Raw genomic sequence first — 23,949 nt, 5'->3', positions numbered from 1 at the left:
GGAGAGTCCCTGCGATGAGCCGTATCGAAACCGACAGCCTGGGCGAAGTACAAGTCCCGGATGACGCTTACTGGGGCGCACAGACCCAGCGTTCACTGGTCAATTTCGCCATCGGCGAACAACGCATGCCACTGGCGGTCCTGCACGCCCTGGTCCTGATCAAGAAAGCGGCGGCGCGGGTCAACGACCGCAATGGCGACCTGCCCGCCGATATTGCCCGGCTGATCGAACAGGCCGCCGACGAAGTGCTCGACGGCCAGCACGACGACCAGTTCCCCTTGGTGGTCTGGCAGACCGGCAGTGGCACCCAGAGCAATATGAACGCCAACGAAGTGCTCGCCGGCCGCGCCAACGAGCTGTCGGGCGGGCCCCGTGGCGGCAAGAGCCCGGTACACCCCAACGATCACGTCAACCGCTCCCAGAGTTCCAACGACTGCTTCCCCACCGCCATGAGCATCGCCACCGTACAGGCGGTGCACGAGCAGTTGCTGCCGGCGTTGCGCGAGCTGTCTGGCGGGCTGGCGGAGTTGTCGGCGCGCCATATGAAGCTGGTCAAGACCGGCCGCACCCATATGATGGACGCCACGCCGATCACTTTCGGCCAGGAAGTCTCCGCGTTCATCGCCCAACTGGACTATGCCGAGCGCGCCATTCGCAGTGCCCTGCCCGCAGTGTGCGAGCTGGCCCAGGGCGGCACGGCGGTAGGCACCGGCCTGAACTCGCCCCACGGCTTTGGCGAGGCGATTGCCGCAGAAATCGCTGCGTTGTCCGGGCTGCCGTTTGTCACCGCGCCCAACAAGTTCGCCGCATTGTCGGGCCATGAGCCGCTGACCACCCTGTCCGGCGCCCTGAAAACCCTGGCTGTGGCCTTGATGAAAATCGCCAACGACCTACGCCTGCTGGGCTCGGGGCCACGCGCTGGGCTGGCCGAAGTGCGCCTGCCGGCCAATGAGCCGGGCAGTTCGATCATGCCCGGCAAGGTCAACCCGACCCAGTGCGAGGCGCTGTCGATGCTGGCGTGCCAGGTGCTGGGCAACGACGTGACCATCGGCATTGCCGCCAGCCAAGGGCATTTGCAGTTGAACGTGTACAAGCCGGTGATTATCCACAACCTGCTGGAGTCGATCCGCTTGCTGGCCGATGGCTGCCGCAACTTCCAGGAACATTGCATCGCGGGCCTTGAGCCCGACGCCGAGCAAATGGCCGCGCACCTGGAACGGGGTTTGATGCTGGTAACCGCGCTGAACCCGCATATCGGCTATGACAAGTCGGCGCAGATTGCCAAGAAAGCCTATGCCGAAGGGCTGACGCTACGTGAAGCAGCGCTGGAGCTGGGCTACCTCACCGATGCCGAATTCGACCAGTGGGTACGCCCGGAGAATATGCTCGAAGCCGGGCATTGACCTAAAGGTGGGCCAACCTTGCGCGCCGGGCCTTGAGCCCGGCGATCAAGGACGGCGCCAACGCCACCGACGCCGACCCCAACACCACCAGCACCGCACCGCCGTAACCCAGGCCATTGATCTGCTCGGCATGCACATAGTCAGGCCACAACCAGGCCGCAATCGCCACCGCCACAAAGGTCACCAGCGGTGTAATCGCCAACGTCGCACTGACCCGCGACGCTTCCCAGTGGGCCAAGGCTTCGGCAAAGGCGCCATAGGCAATCAGCGTATTGAAACAGCACGCCAGCAACAGCCAGCCTTGCAATGGGCTCAGTTGCAGCGCCTCCATGGGATGTACCCAGGGCAACAGGAGAAATGCGCAAGACAGGTAAATCACCATCATCACCTGCAGTGAATTCCACACCGTCAGCAATTGCTTCTGGCCCAGGGCGTAGAACACCCAGATGGTGGTCGCCAGGAGAATCGTCAGCACCCCGGCGGTGTAAGTGCCCAGGGATGTCAGCAGCTCCGCCAGGCGCTGGTTGAAGAACAGTGCAAAGCCGATGATCAGCACCAACAGGCCTACCCCCTGCCCCAGGCTGAAACGCTCCTTGAACAGAAACACACTGGCGATCATCAAAAAGATCGGCCCCATCTGCACCACCAGTTGCGCCGTGCCGGGGCTCAACATCTTCAGCCCCACCAGATAGAGCACGTAGTTGCCCAGCAGCCCACACACCGCCATCGCCACCAGCCAGCCACCGCGCTTGCCCAAGACTTTCGGGCTGGGCAGACGCTTGACGGCGGCCAGATAAACGAACAGGCAACTGCCGGACACCATCAGGCGAAACCAGGTCACGGTGATCGGGTCCATCACCTGCAGCACCTGTTTGAGCTTGATCGGCAGAATGCCCCAGAGCAGCGCGGTCAGCAGGGTCAGGGATAAACCGTAGACCCAGCGGCCGGAAGAGATGTGCATGAGTGCCCCAAGAGCCAGAGGTAGAGGAAGCCGCATTCTAGGGGGATGTGGGTGGACCTTGGCGAAGTTTTTTATCAGGCACGCCGCAAATCAATTGTGGGATCAGGCAAACCAGCTCCCACAGGAGCACGCGCACGCCTCGACGATCAGGTCGGCTGTCAGGCCGCCTCGCTTTGCTTTTGATTTTGATCTGAGGCGCCCCGTTAAACCACGCTGGCCGTCATCCGATATTGATTTGGGGGGTAACCCGGCAGGACGCCGGGTTAGCCGCGCTGGGCCATGGATGGCCCATCGCGGCGGCCCCCCAAATCAATGTCGGATGACGGGCATGCCGAGCCTAGGCGAGGCACCGAGTGGTGGGGCAAGAGCCCTTTTGGTTACTTTTGGGGCTCTTTTCCAAAAGTGACCCGCCGTAAGGGCGGAACCAATAGCCGCCGTGACCGCAGCAATGGATATGTACACAACCCCAGAAAAGAGTTGTGTAGATACCTATACCTATGGCCATCGCGGGCAAGCCCAACAAGCCAGCACCCACAATAATTGGGCCCCCAGGGCCAGATCAGCGCACAGCTTCAAACAGCCCGGTTGCCCCCATCCCGCCGCCCACGCACATGGTGACGATGCCATAACGCAAATTGCGCCGTTGCAGCTCCCGCACCAGGTGCCCGACCTGCCGTGACCCGGTCATGCCGAACGGATGGCCAATGGAGATCGAACCGCCGTTGACGTTGTACCTGGCATTGTCGATCTCCAGACAATTGCGCGCATACAGGCACTGGGACGCAAACGCCTCGTTGAGCTCCCACAGGTCGATGTCCGCCACTTGCAGGCCACGGGCCTTGAGCAATTTGGGCACCGAGAACACCGGGCCGATGCCCATCTCGTCCGGCTCGCAGCCGGCCACGGTAAAGCCACGGAAAAACGCCTTGGGCTTGAGCCCCAGTTCCAGGGCTTTTTCCAGGCTCATCACCAGGGTCATCGACGCGCCGTCGGACAGTTGCGATGAGTTACCTGCCGTCACCGAACCATCCTCGGCAAACACCGGCTTGAGCCCACTCAGGCTGGCCAGGGTGGTGTCCGGGCGGTTGCAGTCGTCGCGATCGACCACGCCGTCGAGGATCTGCACCTCGCCGGAGTGCTTGTCCTCGACCTTGTACTTGACCGCCATGGCCACGATTTCATCGTCGAACAGCCCCTCGGCCTGGGCCTGGGCGGTGCGCTGCTGGCTTTGCAGGGCGTACAGGTCCTGCTCTTCGCGGCTGACGTTATAGCGGCGGGCAACTATTTCGGCGGTCTGGCCCATGGGGAAGTAGATGCCCGGCACCTGCTCCTTGAGCAATGGGTTGATCAGGTTGTCGGTATTCACGCTCTTCATGGTCAGGCTGATGGACTCGACACCACCGGCGACAATGATGTCGCTGCACCCCGAGGCGATCTGGTTGGCCGCGATGGCAATCGCCTGCAGCCCCGATGAACAGAAACGGTTGAGGGTCATGCCGGCGGTGCCGGTGCCCAGGCGCGACAGCACTGCCACGTTGCGGCCGATGTTGTAGCCCTGGGCGCCTTCGTTGGAGCCGGCGCCGACAATGCAATCCTCGACACTGGCCGGGTCGATGCCACTGCGTGCCAGCAAGGCGTTGACGCAATGCGCGGCCATGTCATCAGGACGGGTCTGGTTGAACTTGCCGCGAAAGGACTTGGCCAGGCCGGTTCGCACGCTGTCGACAATCACTACTTCACGCATGGGCTACCTCGATCTTGTCGTTATTGGGAGACAGATCGAGGATAGATCCAGGGTCTGGCGATCGCGACGATCATTCACCTGGCGTATGCAAAAGCATGGCGCTATTTGTGCTTCTTCTTTTTGTCGTGCTTGTCGGACTTGGCGAACGCCTCTTCCAGCGCCAGGTTGATGGTGCGCAATACCTTGACCCGTGCCCAGCGCTTGTCGTTGGCCTCCACCAGGGTCCAGGGCGCGATCTCGGTGCTGGTGCGGTCCACCATGTCGCCCACCGCGGCCCGGTAGACATCCCACTTGTCGCGGTTGCGCCAGTCGTCTTCGGTGATTTTGAAGCGTTTGAACGGGATCTCTTCCCGGGCCTGAAAACGCTCCAGCTGGGTCTGTTTATCAATCGCCAGCCAGAACTTGACCACGATCACCCCGGCGTCGCGCAATTGCTCCTCGAAATCATTGATCTCGGCGTAGGCGCGCATCCAGTCGGCCGTGGTGCAAAAGCCTTCGACCCGCTCCACCAGCACCCGGCCATACCAGGAGCGGTCAAACACGGTAAACATGCCCCGCGCCGGGATCTGCCGCCAGAACCGCCACAAGTACGGCTGGGCGCGCTCGTCTTCGGTGGGCGCGGCAATCGGCACGATGCGGTACTGGCGCGGGTCCAGTGCCGCCGCCACGCGGCGGATCGCCCCGCCCTTGCCCGCCGCGTCGTTACCTTCAAAAACCGTGACCAGCGCGTGTTTGCGCATGCGTTTGTCGCGCATCAGGCCCGAGAGCCGCGCCTGTTCGGTAATCAGTTGCTCTTCGTAGTCGTCCTTTTCCAGGCGCTGGGTCATGTCCAGGCTGTCCAGCAGGCTCATCTGGTCCACCGAGGATGGCAAGGGCGCCGGATGGATGCCGCTGGCCCTGGCCTTGGACAGCTTCAGGGCATTTTGCAGGCCCTCCAGAAGGATCCTGGCCACGGTCAGCCCGCGGTAGTTGGCATCCACGCCTTCGATCACATGCCAGGGTGCATAGTCACGGCTGGTGCGGCGCAGCACGCGCTCGCCGAAATGCACGAACTTGTCGTAGGTCTCGGACTGCTGCCAGTCCAGCGGGCTGATACGCCAGCTGTGCAGCGGGTCGTCCTGCAGGGCCTTGAGCCGCGCCTTCATTTGTTTCTTGGAGAGGTGGAACCAGAACTTGAAGATCAGCGCCCCTTCATCGCACAGCATCTGCTCCAGGCGCTCGGCCCCGGCAATGGCCTGGTCCAGGCGTGCGTCCTTGATCTGGCCATGGACCCGCGCCTGCAGCATCTGGCTGTACCAGTTGCCGAAGAACACGCCCATGCGCCCCTTGGCCGGCAGTTGTCGCCAGTAGCGCCAGGCCGGCGGGCGGGCCAGTTCTTCGTCGGTCTGCTGGTCGAAGGTGCGCACCTCGATCAGGCGCGGATCCATCCATTCATTGAGCAGCTTGACGGTTTCGCCCTTGCCGGCGCCTTCGATGCCATTGATCAGCACGATCACCGGGAAGCGTCCCTGCTGGTGCAACTCGAACTGCGCTTCCAGCAAGGCCTCACGCAAGGCCGGGACTTCTGCGTCGTAAGTGTCCTTATCGACGGCGTGACCAATTTCGGCGGATTCAAACATGGGCGACTCCCTTCCAAGATGGATCAAGACTAGCGGATTGGGCAGCACGGCGGGCAAGCAATTCCACGCCACTTGCCGTGGATCAATTGACCGGCCTGCTCGTCGGTGTCGAGCTGGAACACCTCGCTGATGTGCCGCTGGTACAAGCGGCCAAGGTCCAGGGCCCTGCAGCCTTGGGCGAAGTCATGGGGAGCAACGGCGATCATTCCCCGCGCAGCGCCCGCCGACTGCAGCCGTGATTCGCCGGGATAGTGTTGCGCACGCGCTTCATCCGCAGAAAAGTTCTGCAGCGCCATGTGCAACAAGCTCTGTTGTTCCAGCGTGACCGACCTCACGTACTCCAACGGCAACACATCTGTCTCATAGGCATAGACTGCGCGCACAAACAGATCCTTTTTCGGCTCCACCGTAACCTGCCACTGTGCCTGGCAGTAAGCCTTCAACTGCTCATTGCAGAACTCATCCAGCGGGCGCAACGACCGCAAGCGATCCGCGACCGCCGCGCGCGCCTCTTCAGCCCTCGCGCCATCAGCTTCCAATGCCTCCAGCACACCTTGCGGGGCATTGATCATCCAGCCCGGCAGGCGCTTTTGCAGGACCTCGGCCTTGGCCAGATCGCCGGTCATTTCGAGCAAGGCGGCTTGCAACTGGTGCTGCGTCAACTGCGTGAACGTGTGGGTTAAATCGTCCTGTACCGACATCAGCAATGTCCCTTATTGCCTAGGGTTGAACGCCTAACGATACCCTGTGCCAACCCGCCGGATTAACGCTGATTGTTGATCGAATCGGGGGCTATCGCCGGGAGTTTTTCCATGTATGAAGTAGCCGGCTAACACCCGTTTCAACCCTGCCCCCCGTGATCGACTAGAATGGCCGCCTTGTCTTTGCCGAGTTGCCCATGAACCCCGTACAGCCCAATGCCCAGCTCGACTGGGACGACCAGGGACGCCCACGCTCGCGGGTGTTCGACGACGTGTATTTCTCCGACAAGTCGGGCCTGGATGAAACCCGCTACGTGTTCCTCGAGCAGAACCGCCTGCAGGAGCGGTTTGCCGCGCTGCCCGTGGGCGGGCGCCTGGTAATCGGGGAAACGGGGTTTGGCACCGGGCTGAACTTCCTGTGTGCCTGGCAGCTGTTTGAGCAGCACGCGGTACCGGGCGCGCGCCTGCATTTTGTCAGCGTGGAAAAGTACCCGCTGCGCCACGCCGACCTGCAACGCGCCCTCGCCCTCTGGCCCGCGCTCAAGCCATTGGCTGACCAATTGCTGGCGCAGTACGTCGCCATTCATCAGGGCTTCCAGCGCCTGATCCTGGCGAACGGGCGCGTGACGCTGACCCTGCTGATCGGCGATGCCCTGGAGCAACTGCCGCAACTGGATGCGCAGATCGACGCCTGGTTTCTCGACGGTTTTGCCCCGGCGAAAAACCCCGACATGTGGACCGCCGAACTGTTCGCCGAGCTGGCACGGCTGGCGGCCCCGGGCTCGACCATCAGCACCTTTACCAGCACCGGCTGGGTACGGCGCCTGCTCAACAGTGCCGGGTTCAAGATGAAGCGCACACCGGGCATCGGTCACAAGTGGGAAATCCTGCGCGGCGAGTTTCTCGGTTGGCCGGCCGACGCGCCACTACCGGCCCCGATCAAGCCCTGGTTCGCCAGGCCGACGGCCCTCAAGGGTGAGCGCCGAGCCCTGGTGATCGGCGGCGGCATGGCCGGCTGTACCAGTGCTGCGAGCCTGGCCGCACGGGGCTGGCAGGTGAGCCTGCTGGAGCGCCATGAAGGCCTGGCCCAGGAGGCCTCGGGTAATCCGCAAGGGGTGCTCTACCTCAAGCTGTCAGCCCACGGCACCGCCTTGTCGCAGATGATTGTCAGCGGCTTCGGGCATACCCGGCGCCTGCTGGAACACCTGCAACGAGGGGTGGATTGGGACGCTTGTGGCGTGCTGCAACTGGCGTTCAACGCCAAGGAGGCCGAACGCCAGGCCCAATTGGCCCAGGCATTTGCTCCGGACTTGCTGCACCTGCTGGACAGGGATCAGGCCCAGGCCCGGGCCGGGGTCGGCCTGGCGTATGGCGGGCTGTTTTTCCCCGAGGGTGGCTGGGTGCATCCGCCCGCCCTCTGCCAGTGGCAGGCACGCCAGCCGGGCATCACCGTGCACGTGCTGCATGAAGCCCTGGAACTGCGCAAGGTAGACGAGCAATGGCAGGCCTGGGACGGTGACAGGTTGCTGGCCAGCGCTCCCGTGGTGGTGCTGGCCGGGGCGGCCGAGGTCAAGCGTTTTGCCGCCAGTGCCGAGCTGCCCCTTAAACGTATTCGCGGGCAAATCACCCGGTTGCCGCAGACCACCGACAGCCAGGCGCTGGCCACGGTGGTCTGTGCCGAAGGGTATGTCGCGCCGGTCCGCCTGGGCGAACACACCCTGGGCGCCAGCTTTGATTTCAAGAGTGATGACCTGGCGCCGACCGCTGCCGAGCATGCCGGTAACCTGGCGCTGCTGCAGGAGATTTCCCCGGACCTGGCCCAGCGCCTGCGCGCCGACAGCCTGTCCCCACATACCCTGGAGGGGCGCGCCGCGTTTCGTTGCACCAGCCCGGACTATCTGCCGATTGTCGGGCCGCTGGTCGATCCCCAGGCGTTTGCCCAGGCCTATGACACCCTGCGCAAGGACGCCCGGCATACGCCGGACATCGCCTGCCCATGGCTGGACGGCCTGTACGTCAACAGCGGCCACGGCTCACGGGGCCTGATCACCGCTCCCCTGTGCGCCGAACTGTTGGCCGCGTGGCTGGACAACGAACCGCTGCCCCTGCCCCGCAGTGTCGCCGAGGCCTGTCATCCGAGTCGCTTCGCCCTACGCGCGTTAATTCGCAGCAACGTGACGAAAAAACCTCAGTGAGCACTCCCTCAAACGGCCGGCGTTAACTCGCAGGAGCCCAGGTCGTCGAGTTTCAACGCCTCATGGGTCAGGCGTTCAAGCTCGGCGAGCTCCGCCTTTTCCTGCTCATCCTGTATCTGGCTCATCTGACTCCGGTAGTCGGCGTCAGCCAGCGTCTCTCGCTGCGCCCACACCGCCTCGACGCGCTCACCGAAGGGCCGGTTCAGGGTGTCGAATGAACCGCTATGGATGCGCCGCAGATAACTGCTCCAAAACGGCAGCTTTACCACATACTTCAACAACTGCGGAGAAAGCTCAGCCATCTTCAACTGCATTTCAGCGAGCGTCAGCATATGCTCGGTCACCCCACCGAGACTGGCATAGCGCATATGGCGGGGTTGCCCGGGCAGATGAAAGCGCCCGGCCAACCCGGTGCGATAAGCCAGGCTGACCTCCAGCGGATCCAGCATCGGGTGCTCGGCGCTATGGCTGCGGGCCATATGCTCCAGTCGGTCGAGGCGAAACAACCCCTTGGCCAGCCTCAAGAGCGGCTTGGCCGTGACCTGACCGCCCGCCACCTGCTGCGAAGCCTGGTGGATTTCAACCAGCACTTCCAGATTACTGAAACTCACTGCAGCAGCATCATCACAGTTCAGGGGCGTGGCCGCCCGTTCAAAGATCTCTTCGCGCAGCCGGGTATCCATCGCCGCGGCGTCCAGCACGCGCCAGACCCGGCGGCCCATGTCCTCCTGCACGTGGGAGGTATCTGCGACACTGCCCAGGCCGGCCAGCAGCTTGAACAGAGCGTCGGAGCCCAGCTCATCCTTGAGTCCCGTCCAGGTCTCGACCCGCTCGGCGTAGCGCGCCATGCGCTCATCCCCCAACCATAAGTCCCGGGCGGTCTGCTCATTGAGCCGGGCGATATCGTCCTCCATGAAGCCCATGCCCACGCCAAGGGTGTCCCGGTAGTTCTGCAACAGCAGGCGGCTGGGGGAGTCCAGCGGGTTATGGCGCAGGTTGATGATTTCAGCATGCTGGCGTGGCACCTCGAACAACCACTGCGGCAAGGTGGCGAGATCATTTTCCCGCAGGTCCAGGTGCTCCAGATAAGGCAGACGCATAAAGCCGGAGGGCAAGCGCTGAAGCCGGCAATTGCGCAAGACCAGGTGACGCAACTCAAACATGTTGCTGACCAGCGGCGGGTCTACCAGGGGGTTGTTGCTCAGGTCCAATACCGTCAACCCTCGCAGGTCACCGAGTTTGGTACGCGTATATTCCGTCAGTTGCAGTTGGTTATTGGCCAGGTACAGCCGACGAAGGTGCTTCATCTGCTGCAGCACTTCCGGCAGTCGTGTCACCTGGTTGTCCGTCAACTCCAGAGTGTTCAAGCCTTTGAAATGTTTGAGGAAGTAACCAACATCATCGTTGAGCCCCATGTTCCTTAACGACAACTGGCGAACATGCTCGAACTGGACTTCGGGCGGCAGGGTGGGCAATGCCCCGATCACCATGCCATCGAGGGAAAGATTCGGGACTTGCCGATGGGACTCATCCGGGATCAGCGAGGCATATTGCCAACTGCGCTCGATGAGCTGGACGGCCTGGTGACGGGCCAGGCGGTAGTCCCGCAGGGCAACGTCTGAGCGCCCCTGCCCGCCCCCCTCCCTGGCCCACACCTTGAGCGTTCGATGCAGTGCTTCATATTGTTGCTCAAGAGCACGCACGGCTTTGGCCCGGGACAGCGGATCGTGACCCAAGTCCTGCAAAAAGGTCGCTATGCGCCGCTCATCGAACAAGGGGTAGAGCTTGCGGACTTTGCGCACCAGGCCGGCGGGCTGTCGCGGCGGCTCCACGGGCATTGCTTGCACGCACGACACAGGAGGATCTTCGGGCACCGGCCGTTCCGGCCATAGATAACGGCTAATCCGGCGCCGCTCATCCTGGGCCTTGCCAATCAGGCTATTGCGCAAATGGCTGGCCCTGCCGCTCGCGGGCAACTGCAGCTGGTCGAGCTCAGCGGGGGGCAAACTGTTAAGCAACGCCTCATAGAACCCCTCCGGGCCCTCGGCCATCGGCCCCAGCGGCGCACCTTGTCCGTTGTAGGCGCGCCACCCCAGGTTCGACTGGACCAGCGTGCGAGTGGTGGCGACAGATGCGTTGCCCACCTGCCCCATGACACTACCGTCCAAGCTCTCCTGGCGTATTTGCAGCAACACATCTTCGGGCCAGCCCGGAACCCGCGGCAGTAACCCCAGCGCTATACGCCGAGTGGCGTCGGTGGCCAGTTCCGGCAGGTACAGACCGCTCAGGGCATCGTCTTCGTTAAGTATTTCCAGGGTCTCCCGCACCCATTGGGCGATCCGCAAAGGCACCCGCCCGGTATCGCGCAGCCGCCAACGCTCGGCCGTGGAGGCCTGGGTCATGATTTCCCAGGCAAGCCGAATGGGCAGTTGCGGATAGCGATGCTTGAGCACGCCGTGATCGGTCTGGTCGGGGAAGTCGACATCGGCACGCAACCTTTCGTAAACCGCCTGGTGATTGTTCTTGAGTGAAGCGGTCAGCCGCCGTGCCAGCACCTCTTGCGCCTCTTCTGGAGGGAAGGTGCCGCCGAGCAGGCGCGCGGTCTCCTGGGGGTCGAGGGCCTCCAGTAGGCTGGACAGGACTTGCCCGTGTTTCAGATGCCCCGTGGTGATGTGGATGCTCAGGTCTTCGTAGTCGAAAGGCGCGGTGTCGGGGTGACGCTCCAGCAGGTACCCCTGCTCGTCCAGCAGTTCGAAAAACCGCCCCTGGGGCCAGCCTTCCATCAGCGGCAGGGCCAGCATCTGCACACGCGTGGTCGCCGCGTCGAGCGGTGCCTGATGCTCCATCTGCCAGATCAGGTCGCGAACCTCCTGATTCTGCCTGAAGCGCAGCGCACGTTCGCGCAAGCGCTCCGGCAATGGCAGGTTTTGCCTGGCTATTTGCTGCAGGCGGGGCAAGGTCGCGTCAGTGATGGCGGCGATATCCCGTAGATGCCCGGCTGGAAGGGTACCGAGGCTGGGGTCCAGTCGGCCCAGGACATAGTCCGGGTTCTGCCATTCTTGCGGTTGTTCGAACGAGAACTGCCAACCGCCCTGGTAGTTGTGGACCAGGGGCGGTCGATACGCTGAATCACGCAGCGGATGTCGGGCCCGCCAGCGGCCGGTACCGGAGTCAAAGACAACCGAGTAGGTCGAACCGTCGACATTGACGTAGGACTGGCCGTGAGCCTGGTAGACCCCACGGGGACTGGCAACCGTCCCTTCGAGCGAAACGGTGTGGCGGTACGGCTCAGTGCGGCTGCGCCACAAGCGCGTGGTTCTATCCGGCATGCGCACCGCCTCGAACCGTTCGTAAAACCCCGAAGCCGGCGGCGTGGTTCTCCAGAGCCGGCCGGCCACTTTTGCACCCGCCGCAAACAACGCCATGGCCGCGAGGTTCTCAGCAATGTTCGTCAGGTGCCGAAGGGCACCGAGTTTGTCCTGGTGTACCCAGTCATCCACCCCTTCGAACACTTCCCCAAGCAGTTGCCCGACCGCCACGCCCGTCATCAACTGGCCCAGTACCGGCACCACAAACGCGGCGACGTTGAGTACCGTCAAGCCCGCATCCAGGTAATCCTGGGTGCGCTGGCGGCGTGCGTCGTCATCGGCCTGGGCATTGGGAACGGCGAGCACACGGGCATCAAGCTGGATTTTGCCGACACCGGCATTAAAAAAGAACGTCGAAAAATTATCCGTTACAGGTAACGGCTCCACGCGCACCAGGAGGTTGTACTGCTCAAACCGCTGAAAAAAACCGAAACGCTCGGACTCGTCCAGGTAGCCCATGAAGAAGTGTCGATAACGACTCACGTGGAGCTTGAGGCTGAGGTAAAGCTTGAACTGCTCCAGGGACACGTAGCGGTACCACGGCCGCACGGGCTCATTGGGCATGTACACCACGATCGGGCCGTTGGAAAACCCATCGGGGGAGGCGCCGGAAAACACCAGCACGCCCCACAGGCACGCCCCGTCGATGTTCAAGCCTTGCCAGGTCAGCGGTTGGTTGTTGAACCACAGTTGCCGGGTGCTGCTGGCGGGCATGTCCGCCTTGACCAGGCCCAGCAACAGCTCACGGGTCGGTTGATCAATATCGCCTTTGGCATAGGCGATCTGCAGGTCGATCAGCATATCCATGCACCGGGACTGACCCATCGTCCTCACCGCCGGGCTATAGCCGCCGTCCGGGTCCGTCAGGTTGAACACCTCGCGCACATGGGTTTGATAGGCCTCCCCCAGATTCAGCTCGCGGCAGTAGCCGATAAATGTCTGGGCGCTGATATCTTGCGCAACCCTGCGCTTTGCCCCAACGCGGACCACGGCATTGATCGGTATGCCTCCCGGTTCGGCCCCGGCCTGGGAAAAATTCTGCATCGCCGCTTGCAGCAGGCTGTGTTTCTCCAGAGTAACGGTCTGCACCAGCATGCCGCCCAGGTCCGGATTGACTCCCCTGAAGGTACGCCTGGGGAGCTCCAGCGAGTCGTTCTCGATATCCAGCTGGGTGTGGCCTTTGGCGGCCAGAAACGCCGTGAGGCGTTCGGCACAGAACGTGCCCAGGGGGGTCAGACGGCTCAGCAGCCGTTGCAGGTTTGCCTTGGGCCGCTCGCTGTCGGCATACGCCTGCTCTATGGCCTGGAGTGCCTGGGGGTCGGCCTTGACCAGCCAGGCGGGCAACGTGTCATGCAAGACCTGCGCTTTATCCAGGTCGCCGGTGCTGTCCAGCAGCGCCTTCATCAATTCGTCCGAGGTCACAGGCTGCACAGCCTGGCTCAGCTTTGCTGTTTGCGTCATTCGCAACGGTCCTTAATCGCGTTGAACATGACGCATCACCATAAGCTCCCCTGCACCGCAGAAGGGTTCAAATAGCTGGGGGGTTGCCCTTGGAAACGCGCCACTATTTGCATCAGAGCCAGACCTAATTACCTCCACTTTGCCCCGCGCCCCACGGGCCGCAGAACGGCGTGCGCGGGGGAGCGGCCGTTTGCCATATAACTTATTGATCTAAAACTCCAGGTATAGCCTCGGGTCAGTCCTTGGGTACCCGCCGTTTTGGCGCGTGCCTTTTACCCCCTCCCCAACGGAAAAACCGGTAAGGACTTTATGTGCGGATTAGCTGGAGAACTGCGTTTCGATCATCAACCTGCCGACCTGGCAGCGGTGGAGCGAATCACCCATCACCTGGCACCACGCGGACCTGACGCGTGGGGCTTCCATGCCCAAGGGCCGATTGCCCTGGGCCATCGTCGCCTGAAAATCATGGACCTGTCGGACGGCTCGGCCCAACCGATGGTCGACGCGCAACTGGGCCTGTCCCTGGCGTTCAACGGCGCGATCTACAACTTCCCGGAACTGCGCACCGAGCTTGAAGCCCTGGGCTACGCCTTCTATTCCGGCGGCGACACCGAAGTGCTGCTCAAGGGCTACCACGCCTGGGGCGAAGCCTTGCTGCCCAAGCTCAACGGCATGTTTGCCTTTGCCATCTGGGAGCGCGACAGCCAGCGCCTGTTCATCGCCCGCGACCGCCTGGGCGTCAAGCCGTTGTACCTGTCGCGCACCGGCCAGCGCTTGCGCTTTGCCTCGGCGTTGCCGGCGTTGCTCAAGGGCGGCGATATCAACCCGATCCTCGACCCGGTGGCGCTCAATCACTACCTGAATTTCCACGCCGTGGTGCCGGCACCGCGCACCTTGTTGGCGGGCATCGAAAAGCTGCCGCCGGCCACCTGGATGCGGATCGAGGCCAACGGCAAGACCGAGCAGAAAACCTGGTGGACCCTGCCCTACGGCCCCCATGACGATGAAAAACACCTGACCCTGGAAGACTGGACCGACCGCGTGCTCGACAGCACCCGCGAAGCCGTGGCGATTCGCCAACGCGCGGCGGTGGATGTCGGCGTGCTGCTGTCGGGCGGTGTGGATTCGAGCATGCTGGTGGGCCTGTTGCGCGAAGTCGGCGTACAGGATCTGTCGACCTTCTCCATCGGCTTTGAAGATGCCGGCGGCGAGCGTGGCGATGAGTTCCAGTACTCCGACCTGATCGCCAAGCACTACGGCACGCGGCACCACCAACTGCGTATCGCCGAAAGCGAAATCATCGAGCAACTGCCGGCCGCGTTCCGCGCCATGAGCGAGCCGATGGTCAGCCATGACTGCATTGCCTTCTATTTGCTGTCGCGGGAAGTGGCCAAGCATTGCAAGGTGGTGCAAAGCGGCCAGGGCGCCGATGAGCTGTTCGCCGGTTACCACTGGTACCCGCAAGTGGACGGCGCCAGCGACCCGTATGCGGCCTATCGCGAGGCCTTCTTCGACCGCAGCTACGACGACTACGCGGCCACCGTCGCCCCGCAATGGCTGACCGCCAATGACGCCGCCGGCGACTTTGTGCGCGAGCATTTCGCCCAGCCCGGCGCCGAGGCGGCTGTGGATAAGGCCCTGCGCCTGGACAGCACGGTGATGCTGGTGGACGACCCGGTCAAGCGTGTGGATAACATGACCATGGCCTGGGGCCTGGAAGCGCGCACGCCGTTTCTCGACTACCGCCTGGTGGAGTTGTCGGCGCGGGTGCCGGGCCAATTCAAGCTGCCGGACGGTGGCAAGCAAGTGCTCAAGGAAGCTGCGCGCCGGGTGATCCCCAGTGCGGTGATCGACCGTAAGAAAGGCTACTTCCCGGTGCCCGGCCTCAAGCATTTGCAGGGCGACACCCTGAACTGGGTGCGTGACCTGTTGCTGGACCCGAGCCAGGATCGTGGCCTGTTCAACCCGGCGATGCTCGACCGTCTGCTCACTGACCCACAAGGGCAATTGACCCCGCTGCGCGGCTCCAAGCTGTGGCAATTGGCGGCGCTGAACCTGTGGCTCAGCGAACAAGGAATCTGATTGATGAAACCTCACGCCACGGCCTACAGCCAACGCCTGCTGCGCGGCCAGGCGCCGTCCTACGAGCGCCTGCAAGCGCGCCTGGCCGAAGACGGCAGCGAACCCAGCGCCCAGCCCATCGCCGTGCATTGCGGATGGGGCCGCTTATTGATTGGCCATACCTTCCCCGACCCGGCGAGCCTGGCCCTGGAGCTGCTCAACGAGCAGCCCGGGGAACGGGATATCGCCCTGTATGTGGCCGCGCCCCAGCAGATCCTCGGGATTGATCCGCAGCAGTTGTTCCTCGACCCCTCCGATACCTTGCGCCTGTGGTTCACCGACTACCGGCCGGCCACCCGGGTGTTCCGTGGCTTTCGCATTCGCCGGGTACAGAGCGAAGCCGACTGGCAGGCAGTCAATCGCCTGTACCAGGGGCGCGGCATGTTGCCGGTGGATGCCAACCTGTTGACCCCGCGCCATCAAGGCGGCCCGGTGTACTGGCTGGCCGAGGATGAAGACAGCGGCGCGATAATCGGCAGCGTCATGGGCCTCAACCACCATAAAGCCTTCCATGACCCGGAACACGGCAGCAGCCTCTGGTGCCTGGCCGTCGACCCGCAATGCTCGCGGCCCGGCGTCGGCGAAGTGCTGGTGCGCCACCTGATCGAGCACTTTATGAGCCGGGGCCTGAGTTACCTGGACCTGTCGGTGCTGCACGACAATCGCCAGGCCAAGAGCCTGTACGCCAAGCTCGGTTTTCGCGCCCTCACCACCTTTGCCATCAAGCGCAAGAACGGTATCAACCAGCCGCTGTTCCTTGGGCCGGGGCCGCAGGCGGGGTTCAATCCCTATGCACGAATCATTGTCGAAGAGGCGCACCGGCGCGGTATTGATGTGCAGGTGGACGATGCCGCAGCCGGGCTGTTCACCCTCAGCCATGGCGGGCGCCGGGTGCGCTGCCGGGAGTCATTGAGCGACCTGACCAGTGCGATCAGCATGAGCCTGTGCCAGGACAAGAGCCTGACCCACAAGGTCTTGAGCGCCGCCGGCTTGAAATTGCCAGCGCAACAACTGGCAGCCAGCGCCGACGACAACCTGGAGTTTCTCGACGAACACCAGCGCATCGTGGTCAAGCCGCTGGACGGAGAACAGGGCCAGGGCGTGGCCGTGGATTTGCAGACCATCGAAGAAGTGCAAGGCGCCATCGAAGCGGCGCGCCAGTTCGACTCTCGGGTTTTGCTGGAGAGTTTCCACGAGGGCCTGGACCTGCGCATCCTGGTGATTGGTTTTGAAGTAGTAGCTGCCGCGATCCGGCGCCCGGCGCAGGTGATCGGCGACGGCAAGCACAGCGTCGGCGCCTTGATCGAAGTGCAGAGCCGACGCCGCCAGGCGGCCACAGACGGCGAGAGCAAGATCCCGATGGATGACGAAACCCTGCGCACCCTGAAGGCGGCAGGATATGACTACGACAGCATCCTGCCTTCGGGTGAAGTGCTGGCGGTACGGCGCACTGCCAACCTGCACACTGGGGGCTGCCTGGAAGATGTCACGGCGATTCTGCATCCGACGCTGGTGGATGCTGCCGTGCGTGCGGCACGTGCCCTGGATATTCCGGTGGTCGGCCTCGACTTGATGGTGCCGGCCGCTGACCAGCCGGAGTACGTATTTATCGAAGCCAATGAACGGGCCGGCCTGGCCAACCATGAACCACAGCCCACGGCAGAACGGTTTGTGGATTTGTTGTTCCCCCACAGTCAAACCACGGCTTGAGACATGAGCTGACTGGACGGGCCTCATCGCGGGCAAGCCCGCTCCCACAGGTTGCTGTGTGAGCTGCCTTGCCTGCGATGAGGCCAGCCCGGCCAACAAATCCCCAAGCCCCTCATCGAAACCATCGATGCCCTCAACTCATCAGGAGTTTCCATGACCCGAACCATCCCCGAACCGGATCTCAACTACCTGCAAAAAGTGCTGCTGGAAATGCTCGCCATCCCCAGCCCCACCGGTTTTACCGACACCATCGTGCGCTACGTCGCCGAACGCCTGGAAGAACTGGGCATCCCGTTTGAAATGACCCGGCGCGGTACGATCCGCGCCACCCTCAAGGGCCAGAAAAACAGCCCGGACCGTGCGGTTTCCGCGCACCTGGACACCATTGGCGCTGCCGTACGGGCGATCAAGGACAATGGCCGCCTGACCCTGGCCCCAGTGGGCTGCTGGTCCAGCCGCTTTGCCGAAGGCAGCCGCGTCAGCCTGTTCACCGACAATGGCGTGATCCGTGGCAGCGTGCTGCCGCTGATGGCCTCCGGGCATGCCTTCAACACCGCCGTGGATGAAATGCCGATCAGTTGGGACCATATCGAACTGCGCCTGGACGCCTACTGCGCCACCCGCGCCGATTGCGACTCCCTGGGGATCAGCGTCGGTGACTTCGTGGCGTTCGACCCGCTGCCGGAATTCACCGAAAGCGGCCATATCAGCGCCCGCCACCTGGACGACAAAGCCGGGGTCGCGGCCTTGCTGGCGGCGCTCAAGGCCATCGTCGACAGCGGCGAACCGTTGCTGATCGACTGTCATCCGCTGTTCACTATCACTGAAGAAACCGGCAGCGGCGCGGCGGCGGCCCTACCCTGGGATGTCAGCGAATTCGTCGGCATCGACATTGCCCCGGTCGCCCCCGGCCAGCACTCCAGCGAACATGCAGTGAGCGTGGCGATGCAGGACTCCGGCGGCCCTTACGACTATCACCTGTCCCGGCACCTGCTGCACCTGGCGGCGGAAAACGACCTGCCAGTACGCCGTGACCTGTTTCGCTATTACTTCAGCGACGCGCACTCGGCGGTCACCGCCGGCCACGATATCCGCACCGCGTTGCTCGCATTTGGCTGCGATGCGACCCATGGTTACGAGCGCACCCATATCGACAGCCTGGCGGCCTTGAGCCGCCTGCTGGGCGCCTACATCCTCAGCCCGCCGGTATTTGCCAGCGATGCGCAACCGGCCCAGGGCTCCCTGGACCGCTTCAGTCATCAACTGGAACATGAAACACAAATGGAGAGCGACACCCGCGTGCCCTCGGTGGACAGCCTGGTCGGACAGAAATCCTGAGGCTGGCAACTATGATCCCGGCACAGTAGGATCGCCGGGATCCACCATTTGAGGCTTGTATGCTGATTCCCTACGATGCACTTGAAGTCGACACCCTGACCCGCCTCATTGAAGACTTCGTGACCCGCGACGGCACCGACAACGGCGACGACACGCCCCTGGAAACCCGGGTACTGCGCGTGCGCCAGGCGTTGACCAAGGGTCAGGCGCTGATTGTTTTCGACCCTGAAAGCGAGCAGTGCCAGTTGATGCTCAAGCACGACGTGCCCAAGCACCTGTTCGACTAAGGGTTGGGCACCGCCACCGCCTGCCCCTGCAGGCGGCGGATCTTTTCGTAGACCTCCGCCCGGTGCACATTGACCCCTGCGGGCGCTTGCACACCGAGTTTCACCTGGAGGCTGTTGACCTCCAGGATCCGCAGGGTGATGTGATCGCCGATGGAAATGATTTCGCCTACCGCGCGGCTAAGTACCAGCATGGCGTGTGTCCTTTGGAAAGTTACCGGACCGCGACCATGCGCCCTCCCCTACGAGCCATCAATGACCTGCCAGATAAACAGATCCGCCCTACAACCCAGAGTTGGATTTACTGACAGACGAATATCAAACAGCCCAGTAGGAGCGCAAAAATATAAACGTATTGTTTATATCCCTCAGCCTTTGACCGACTGTGCCTTGGCGCGCATTTTTTCCGACATGCTGGTCATCTCGTCATACAGCAATTGCGGGTTTTTCTGTTTCAGCGCCCAGGCCATGCGTCCCTGTTCGTGGGGCAGGATCATGAACTCACCGGCGGCCACACGCTGGTAGATGTAATCGGCAATGTCTGCCGCACTGATCGGCGAGCTTTCCAGCAGTTTGCCGACCTGGGCCTTCATCGCCGGGGTGGGGCCGCGGAACGAGTCCAGCAGGTTGGTCTGGAAGAACGACGGGCACACCACGTGCACCCCGACTTCCTGCTGCTTGAGCTCCACCAGCAGGCTTTCCGAAAGCGCCACCACACCGGCCTTGGCCACGTTGTAGTTACTCATGGCCGGGCCTTGCATCAGGGCCGCCATGGAGGCGATGTTGATGATCCGGCCCTTGCTCTTTTCCAGCAGCGGCAGGAAGGCCTTGCAGCCCTTGACCACCCCCATCAGGTTGATTGCGATCTGCCAGTCCCAATCCTCCAGGGACAGCTCGCTGAAGAACCCACCAGAGGCAACCCCGGCGTTGTTGACGATCACGTCGATGCCGCCCAGCTTGACCTCGCAGGCCTGGGCAAAGGCGGTGAGCTGGCTGTAGTCACGCACGTCACAGCGCTGGATAAACCCGTCGCCACCGGCCTGGCGCACCCGCGCGAGGGTTTCCTGCAAGCCCGGCTCGCTGACATCCGACAAGGCCAGCTGCCAGCCCTCGCGGGCCCAGCGCAGAGCGATTTCGCGACCCAGGCCGGATCCGGCGCCAGTGATCATCATGCGATTTTGCATAGGAAGTAGCCTTGTGATTCAGGGAAGAAGTACGCGCCAGTGTAGCGAAGGTTATTCACCGCCCCATGCACCATCAAGTTGCTGAATGCCCGGGGCAAACCAAAGGCCCGGTCGGATGCCGGGGCGTGGGGTAAGTTCAATCTTTTTAAACTAAGTGTGCAACAACACAACAATTAAAAACGAAATAAGCCAGCGGCCAAATCGGATTAAAAAAACAGGGAATTTTCTGCAAAGTGCAGGAGTCGGATTGATTAAGGCGGCCGTTTTAAAGGTGCGGCTCTGACAATTAACAATCAGGTCTTTTCAGAAGACGAATAAGGAAAACAAACTATGAGCCTCATTCTTATCATTGTTCTGATCCTCCTGCTGGTCGGCGGCCTGCCGGTATTCCCGCACTCGCGTAACTGGGGTTATGGGCCATCGGGTATTCTCGGTACGGTGCTGGTGGTGCTGTTGATTCTGTTGTTGCTGGGCAAGATATAACCCCCCAGCGTTAAAAAAGATGCAAAAAAAAGAGGCCTTGAAGAAGGCCTCTTTTTTATTGCCGGGCGATTAGTCCGGCTTGCCGTCTACCACGCCTGCGGTGTTATCCAGCAGGCTCTTGGTCGCGGTTTGCAGGAACGACTCAAGTTTCTGCTTGAGTTGCGCCTCATCCGCCGACTCGGGAATTACCTTGCCGGTCGGGTTGGCGCCCAGTTCGTATTGCCACAGTTTCGGTGGCATTTCCTTGGGCAGTACCAACACACGGTCGGCAGTGAGCAACGCCACGGTCTGGTCGCTGCCCGAGGGCTTGATCACGCCAAAGCCCTTGTCGCCTTCCGGCAAGTTGAGCAGGTCGCGGCCCCAGCACTGGTGGCGGGTTTCACCGCCCAGGCGGCCCATGATGGTCGGCACGATGTCGATCTGCGTGCCCACGGTGTGGTCACGCACGCCGAACTTGTCCTGCACGCCCGGTGCGATCAGCAGCAGCGGCACGTTGAAGCGCCCAAGGTCCATTTCGGTGATCTGTTGCTCGTTACCGAAACCATGGTCGCCAACGATCACAAACAGGGTGTCCTTGAAGTACGGCTCCTTACGGGCCTTCTCGAAGAACTGGCCCAGGGCCCAGTCGGAGTAGCGCATGGCCGTCAAATGCTCGTTGAGACGGCCACGATCAGTCACCGGCTCGACCGGCAACGGCGTCGGCAAGGCGTACGGCGTGTGGTTGGACAGGGTTTGCAGCAGGGCGTAGAACGGCTTGCCGCCTTCGCGCGCCTTCAGCTCCTGCAGGCCCCGGTCGAACATGTCCTGGTCGGACACGCCCCAGGTAGGATCGGAGAACACCGGGTCGACGAAGTCATTGCGGCCAATGAAGTTGGTCATGCCCTGGTTGCTGAAGAAGCCCGACTGGTTGTCCCAGGCGAAGTCGCCGTTGTAGACATACACGTCGTCAAAATCACGGGCGCTGAGCAACTGCGGCAAGCCCGACAGCTTGTGGCTGCCTTCCGGGGTCTGCATCAGGTATTCGAAGCCTGGCAGGTTCGGGAAGCAGGCCATGGTGGCGAACATGCCCTGGTGGGTATGGGTACCATTGGAGAAGAAACGGTCGAACAGCAGGCCTTCCTTGGTCAACTCGTCGAAGTACGGCGTGATTTTGCCGCCACTGCCCAGGGCGCCCACCGAGTGACCGGCGAAGCTTTCCATCAGGATCACCACGACGTTCTTGATCGGCAGGGTCTTCTCGGCCGGCGGCGTGAAGTCACGGCGCACGGCGGCAGTGTCGGTATCCACCAGTTTTTCGTCAGGCAGCACCAGCATGTCACGCACGGTCTGGGTCGCCAGTGGCTGCTCCAGGGTGGCTTTCCAGACGTTCTCACGGTGCTCGGAGAAGCGCGCCTTGGCTGCACCGATCAGCGACAACGTACCGTTGAGGCCCAGGTGGTTGGCGAAGTTCGAGTCGGTGGTGTACACGTCACCCCAACGCAGTGGCGGACCCTGGCGCAGGGTGCCACGCGCGGCGACCACGGCAATCAGCAGGCACACCACGAACACCGCGATGCGGCTGTACCACGGCGCGACTTGGCGGGTGCCGACGGTGCCACCGCTGAACGGGCCACGGGGGCGCGTCGCACGGTCGGCGCCCTTGAAGGCGATGCTCAGGATAAAGGTACCGACGGCCCAGCCCAGCAGGTAGCGCACCACCGGGAAACCGTACCAGAGCATGCTCATCACGGTTTTCGGGTCTTCCTTGACGTACTGGAAGACCAGGCCGTTAAGGCGCTGGTGGAACTCGCGGTAGAAGTCCATCTCCATCAGGCCAAGGAACAGCGCGATGCTGGAGACCACGGTCAGCCACAACCGGAAGAACCCACGGGCGGCCATGGCGCGCACGCTGAACAGGGCCAGTATCAGCGGGATGCTCAGGTACACCACCAGGCGCAAGTCCAGGCGCAGGCCATTGACGAACGCTTCAAGGAAGGTCGAGGCCGGGGTGTCGAGCATCATGTCGCTGTTGTATACCAACAGTCCCAGGCGCAGCAGGGAGAGCATCACCATCATGACCAGGGCGCAAAGCAGCGTGTAGGCCAGGTGGGACTTGACGGTCGGTTGCAGCAGACGAGTAGAAGCTCGCTGCTGATTCAGGGCGTCCGGGTTTGCCATGTTGTTTGAGGACCCATTGGAAGTTTAAGTGGCGAAAGAATGCAGCGGCGTCCTGCCCCGGCCAATAAAGGCTCAGGGTCCAGGGTATTACGCGGTGGGCAGATGGTGCCCGATCAACGTCGGCAACGCTATTGATTACTCATTGCACAGCGCTCCTGGCGGCACAGACGGGCCTTGGCAGGAAAATAAGCGAGGGAATTGTCTTGGATGAAGTGTGAAAATTTTGTGCAGCGAATATCTAGACACAAAAATCTACAGAACACGCCGCAAACAAATGTGGGAGCGAGCTTGCTCGCGATAGCGGTGTGTCAGCCAATCAATCTGGTACTGATACACCGCTGTCGCGGGTAAGCGCGCTCCCACATTATTTATATGCTTGTGCCCGCAGAGGATCAGAGCCGCACGTTGCCCCGTGGCCCGGCGATGGCCCAGATAATCAGGCCCAATACCGGCAACAGCAGGATCAACAGGATCCACAACACTTTGGCCCCGGTGCTGGCGCCGCTTTTGAACACGTTGATGATCGCCCAGATATCCAGTGCCAGGATGATCAACCCGATCAGACCATTAAATGTGGAACCCATGGTGTCGCTCCTAAGTGAGGGCTTGCCTGTTTAGGATAGCCAGCCCTGGCCAGGGTTCCGTTTTATTTCAGACGTGGACGGCAATGCGCAGGGCTTCCAGGGACGGTTCGCCCTTGATCCCGACTTCGGCACACAATTCCAGCACCCGTGGCACGTCATTGCCATAGACCAGCACGGCCTGGATTTCGTCATCGAGCAACTGGCTGAAATTCATCAGGGTGTAGCCGCCGTTTTCCGGGTTCATGGCGCCGAGCTGGATCTGGATGCGATTAAGGGCCGTCAGCGCCTCGGTCTTGGCCAACTGCTTGGGCTTGAGGTTGAACGCAACGTCGGGACCAAAGGAGGCGACGATCTGGGCGAACAGGTCCTGGTAGGTGTCGGCCTGGAACAGCACCGTTTCCGGCAGGCTGCCGACCACAATCCACTCGCCCAGCGGGATGGGGAAGGTGTCGTCGTAGTTGATATCAGGGTTGGCCGCCAGGAACCCATCGGCATCGGCGTAGGCCTGGCTGGCCTCATCGGCGATCCGCACGATCTCGGCGTCGCCCAGGCAACCGGAACTGATTTTAGTGATGAGTTCGACGAGCGCGGTGTTCATGGGCGAATCCTGTGGCGAGGCTGATTTTGAGGGCGCAA

Annotated in this window: 17 protein-coding genes; 7 read left to right on the top strand and 10 right to left on the bottom strand. The window is 62.2% G+C overall.

The annotated features are described in order from the left end of the window. Positions 1-14: 14 nt before the first annotated feature. Positions 15-1,403, top strand: a complete 1,389-nt coding sequence (locus HBR94_RS14690) for a class II fumarate hydratase (protein WP_057440775.1) — start codon at positions 15-17, stop codon at positions 1,401-1,403. Position 1,404: 1 nt separating this feature from the next. On the opposite strand, the gene HBR94_RS14685 is transcribed toward HBR94_RS14690, so the two are convergent. From HBR94_RS14685 to HBR94_RS14670, 4 genes are all read right to left on the bottom strand, one after another. After that, positions 1,405-2,364, bottom strand: coding sequence for a DMT family transporter (locus tag HBR94_RS14685; RefSeq protein WP_057958888.1), 960 nt, complete (start codon positions 2,362-2,364; stop codon positions 1,405-1,407). A 559-nt stretch (positions 2,365-2,923) separates the two neighbouring features. Then, positions 2,924-4,108, bottom strand: coding sequence for a thiolase family protein (locus tag HBR94_RS14680; RefSeq protein WP_170045058.1), 1,185 nt, complete (start codon positions 4,106-4,108; stop codon positions 2,924-2,926). 101 nt (positions 4,109-4,209) lie between these two features. Further along, a complete protein-coding gene (pap, locus tag HBR94_RS14675) occupies positions 4,210-5,727 on the bottom strand; it encodes a polyphosphate:AMP phosphotransferase (RefSeq protein WP_057958886.1) in 1,518 nt (505 codons plus the stop codon). Between the two features lie 29 nt (positions 5,728-5,756). Next, positions 5,757-6,428: a DUF6543 domain-containing protein gene (locus HBR94_RS14670; protein ID WP_170045057.1), complete on the bottom strand. Its 672-nt coding sequence runs from the start codon at positions 6,426-6,428 to the stop codon at positions 5,757-5,759. 197 nt (positions 6,429-6,625) lie between these two features. Between HBR94_RS14670 and mnmC the strand changes: the two genes are divergently transcribed. Continuing rightward, entirely contained in the window at positions 6,626-8,623 is a 1,998-nt protein-coding gene (gene mnmC / locus HBR94_RS14665) for a bifunctional tRNA (5-methylaminomethyl-2-thiouridine)(34)-methyltransferase MnmD/FAD-dependent 5-carboxymethylaminomethyl-2-thiouridine(34) oxidoreductase MnmC (RefSeq protein ID WP_170045056.1), read from the top strand. 8 nt (positions 8,624-8,631) lie between these two features. Here the strand turns inward: mnmC and HBR94_RS14660 are convergent, their stop codons facing one another. After that, positions 8,632-13,452, bottom strand: coding sequence for an NEL-type E3 ubiquitin ligase domain-containing protein (locus HBR94_RS14660; protein ID WP_170045055.1), 4,821 nt, complete (start codon positions 13,450-13,452; stop codon positions 8,632-8,634). 309 nt (positions 13,453-13,761) lie between these two features. Here HBR94_RS14660 and HBR94_RS14655 point away from each other — a divergent pair, with 309 nt between their 5' ends. The 4 genes from HBR94_RS14655 to HBR94_RS14640 all read left to right on the top strand — a co-directional run bounded on the left by HBR94_RS14655 (position 13,762) and on the right by HBR94_RS14640 (position 18,908). Continuing rightward, positions 13,762-15,534: an N-acetylglutaminylglutamine amidotransferase gene (locus HBR94_RS14655; protein ID WP_115127813.1), complete on the top strand. Its 1,773-nt coding sequence runs from the start codon at positions 13,762-13,764 to the stop codon at positions 15,532-15,534. Positions 15,535-15,537: 3 nt separating this feature from the next. Next, positions 15,538-17,283 (top strand): N-acetylglutaminylglutamine synthetase, encoded by a 1,746-nt coding sequence (gene ngg, locus HBR94_RS14650; protein ID WP_169961207.1) that lies wholly within the window; start codon positions 15,538-15,540, stop codon positions 17,281-17,283. A 153-nt stretch (positions 17,284-17,436) separates the two neighbouring features. Next, positions 17,437-18,621, top strand: a complete 1,185-nt coding sequence (locus HBR94_RS14645) for an osmoprotectant NAGGN system M42 family peptidase (RefSeq protein ID WP_115127811.1) — start codon at positions 17,437-17,439, stop codon at positions 18,619-18,621. A gap of 59 nt (positions 18,622-18,680) precedes the next feature. After that, on the top strand, positions 18,681-18,908 hold the full coding sequence (locus tag HBR94_RS14640; RefSeq protein WP_003192759.1) for a YheU family protein: 228 nt from the start codon (positions 18,681-18,683) through the stop codon (positions 18,906-18,908). Here HBR94_RS14640 and csrA read toward each other — a convergent pair. Then, on the bottom strand, positions 18,905-19,099 hold the full coding sequence (gene csrA / locus HBR94_RS14635) for a carbon storage regulator CsrA (protein WP_057440758.1): 195 nt from the start codon (positions 19,097-19,099) through the stop codon (positions 18,905-18,907). The genes HBR94_RS14640 and csrA overlap by 4 nt on opposite strands. 174 nt (positions 19,100-19,273) lie before the next feature. Further along, a complete protein-coding gene (locus tag HBR94_RS14630) occupies positions 19,274-20,089 on the bottom strand; it encodes an SDR family oxidoreductase (protein WP_057440755.1) in 816 nt (271 codons plus the stop codon). A gap of 330 nt (positions 20,090-20,419) precedes the next feature. Here HBR94_RS14630 and HBR94_RS14625 point away from each other — a divergent pair, with 330 nt between their 5' ends. Beyond that, positions 20,420-20,572, top strand: coding sequence for a DUF3309 family protein (locus HBR94_RS14625; protein ID WP_032863216.1), 153 nt, complete (start codon positions 20,420-20,422; stop codon positions 20,570-20,572). A 69-nt stretch (positions 20,573-20,641) separates the two neighbouring features. Here the strand turns inward: HBR94_RS14625 and HBR94_RS14620 are convergent, their stop codons facing one another. The 3 genes from HBR94_RS14620 to HBR94_RS14610 form a co-directional block, all read right to left on the bottom strand. After that, complete coding sequence (locus HBR94_RS14620) at positions 20,642-22,729, bottom strand: LTA synthase family protein (RefSeq protein WP_115127810.1); 2,088 nt, start codon at positions 22,727-22,729, stop codon at positions 20,642-20,644. Between the two features lie 392 nt (positions 22,730-23,121). Beyond that, positions 23,122-23,313 carry a PLDc N-terminal domain-containing protein gene (locus HBR94_RS14615; protein ID WP_015885097.1) on the bottom strand — a complete coding sequence of 64 codons (192 nt, stop codon included), beginning with the start codon at positions 23,311-23,313 and terminating at the stop codon, positions 23,122-23,124. 67 nt (positions 23,314-23,380) lie between these two features. Next, a complete protein-coding gene (locus tag HBR94_RS14610) occupies positions 23,381-23,911 on the bottom strand; it encodes a hypothetical protein (RefSeq protein ID WP_057440752.1) in 531 nt (176 codons plus the stop codon). Between the last annotated feature and the right edge of the window lie 38 nt (positions 23,912-23,949).

The organism is Pseudomonas sp. WS 5412 (genome assembly GCF_012985615.1).
In the GTDB taxonomy this organism is placed as follows: domain Bacteria; phylum Pseudomonadota; class Gammaproteobacteria; order Pseudomonadales; family Pseudomonadaceae; genus Aquipseudomonas; species Aquipseudomonas shahriarae.
Note: the sequence above shows the minus strand (reverse complement) of the source record. Positions and strands in the feature narration are given on the sequence as shown.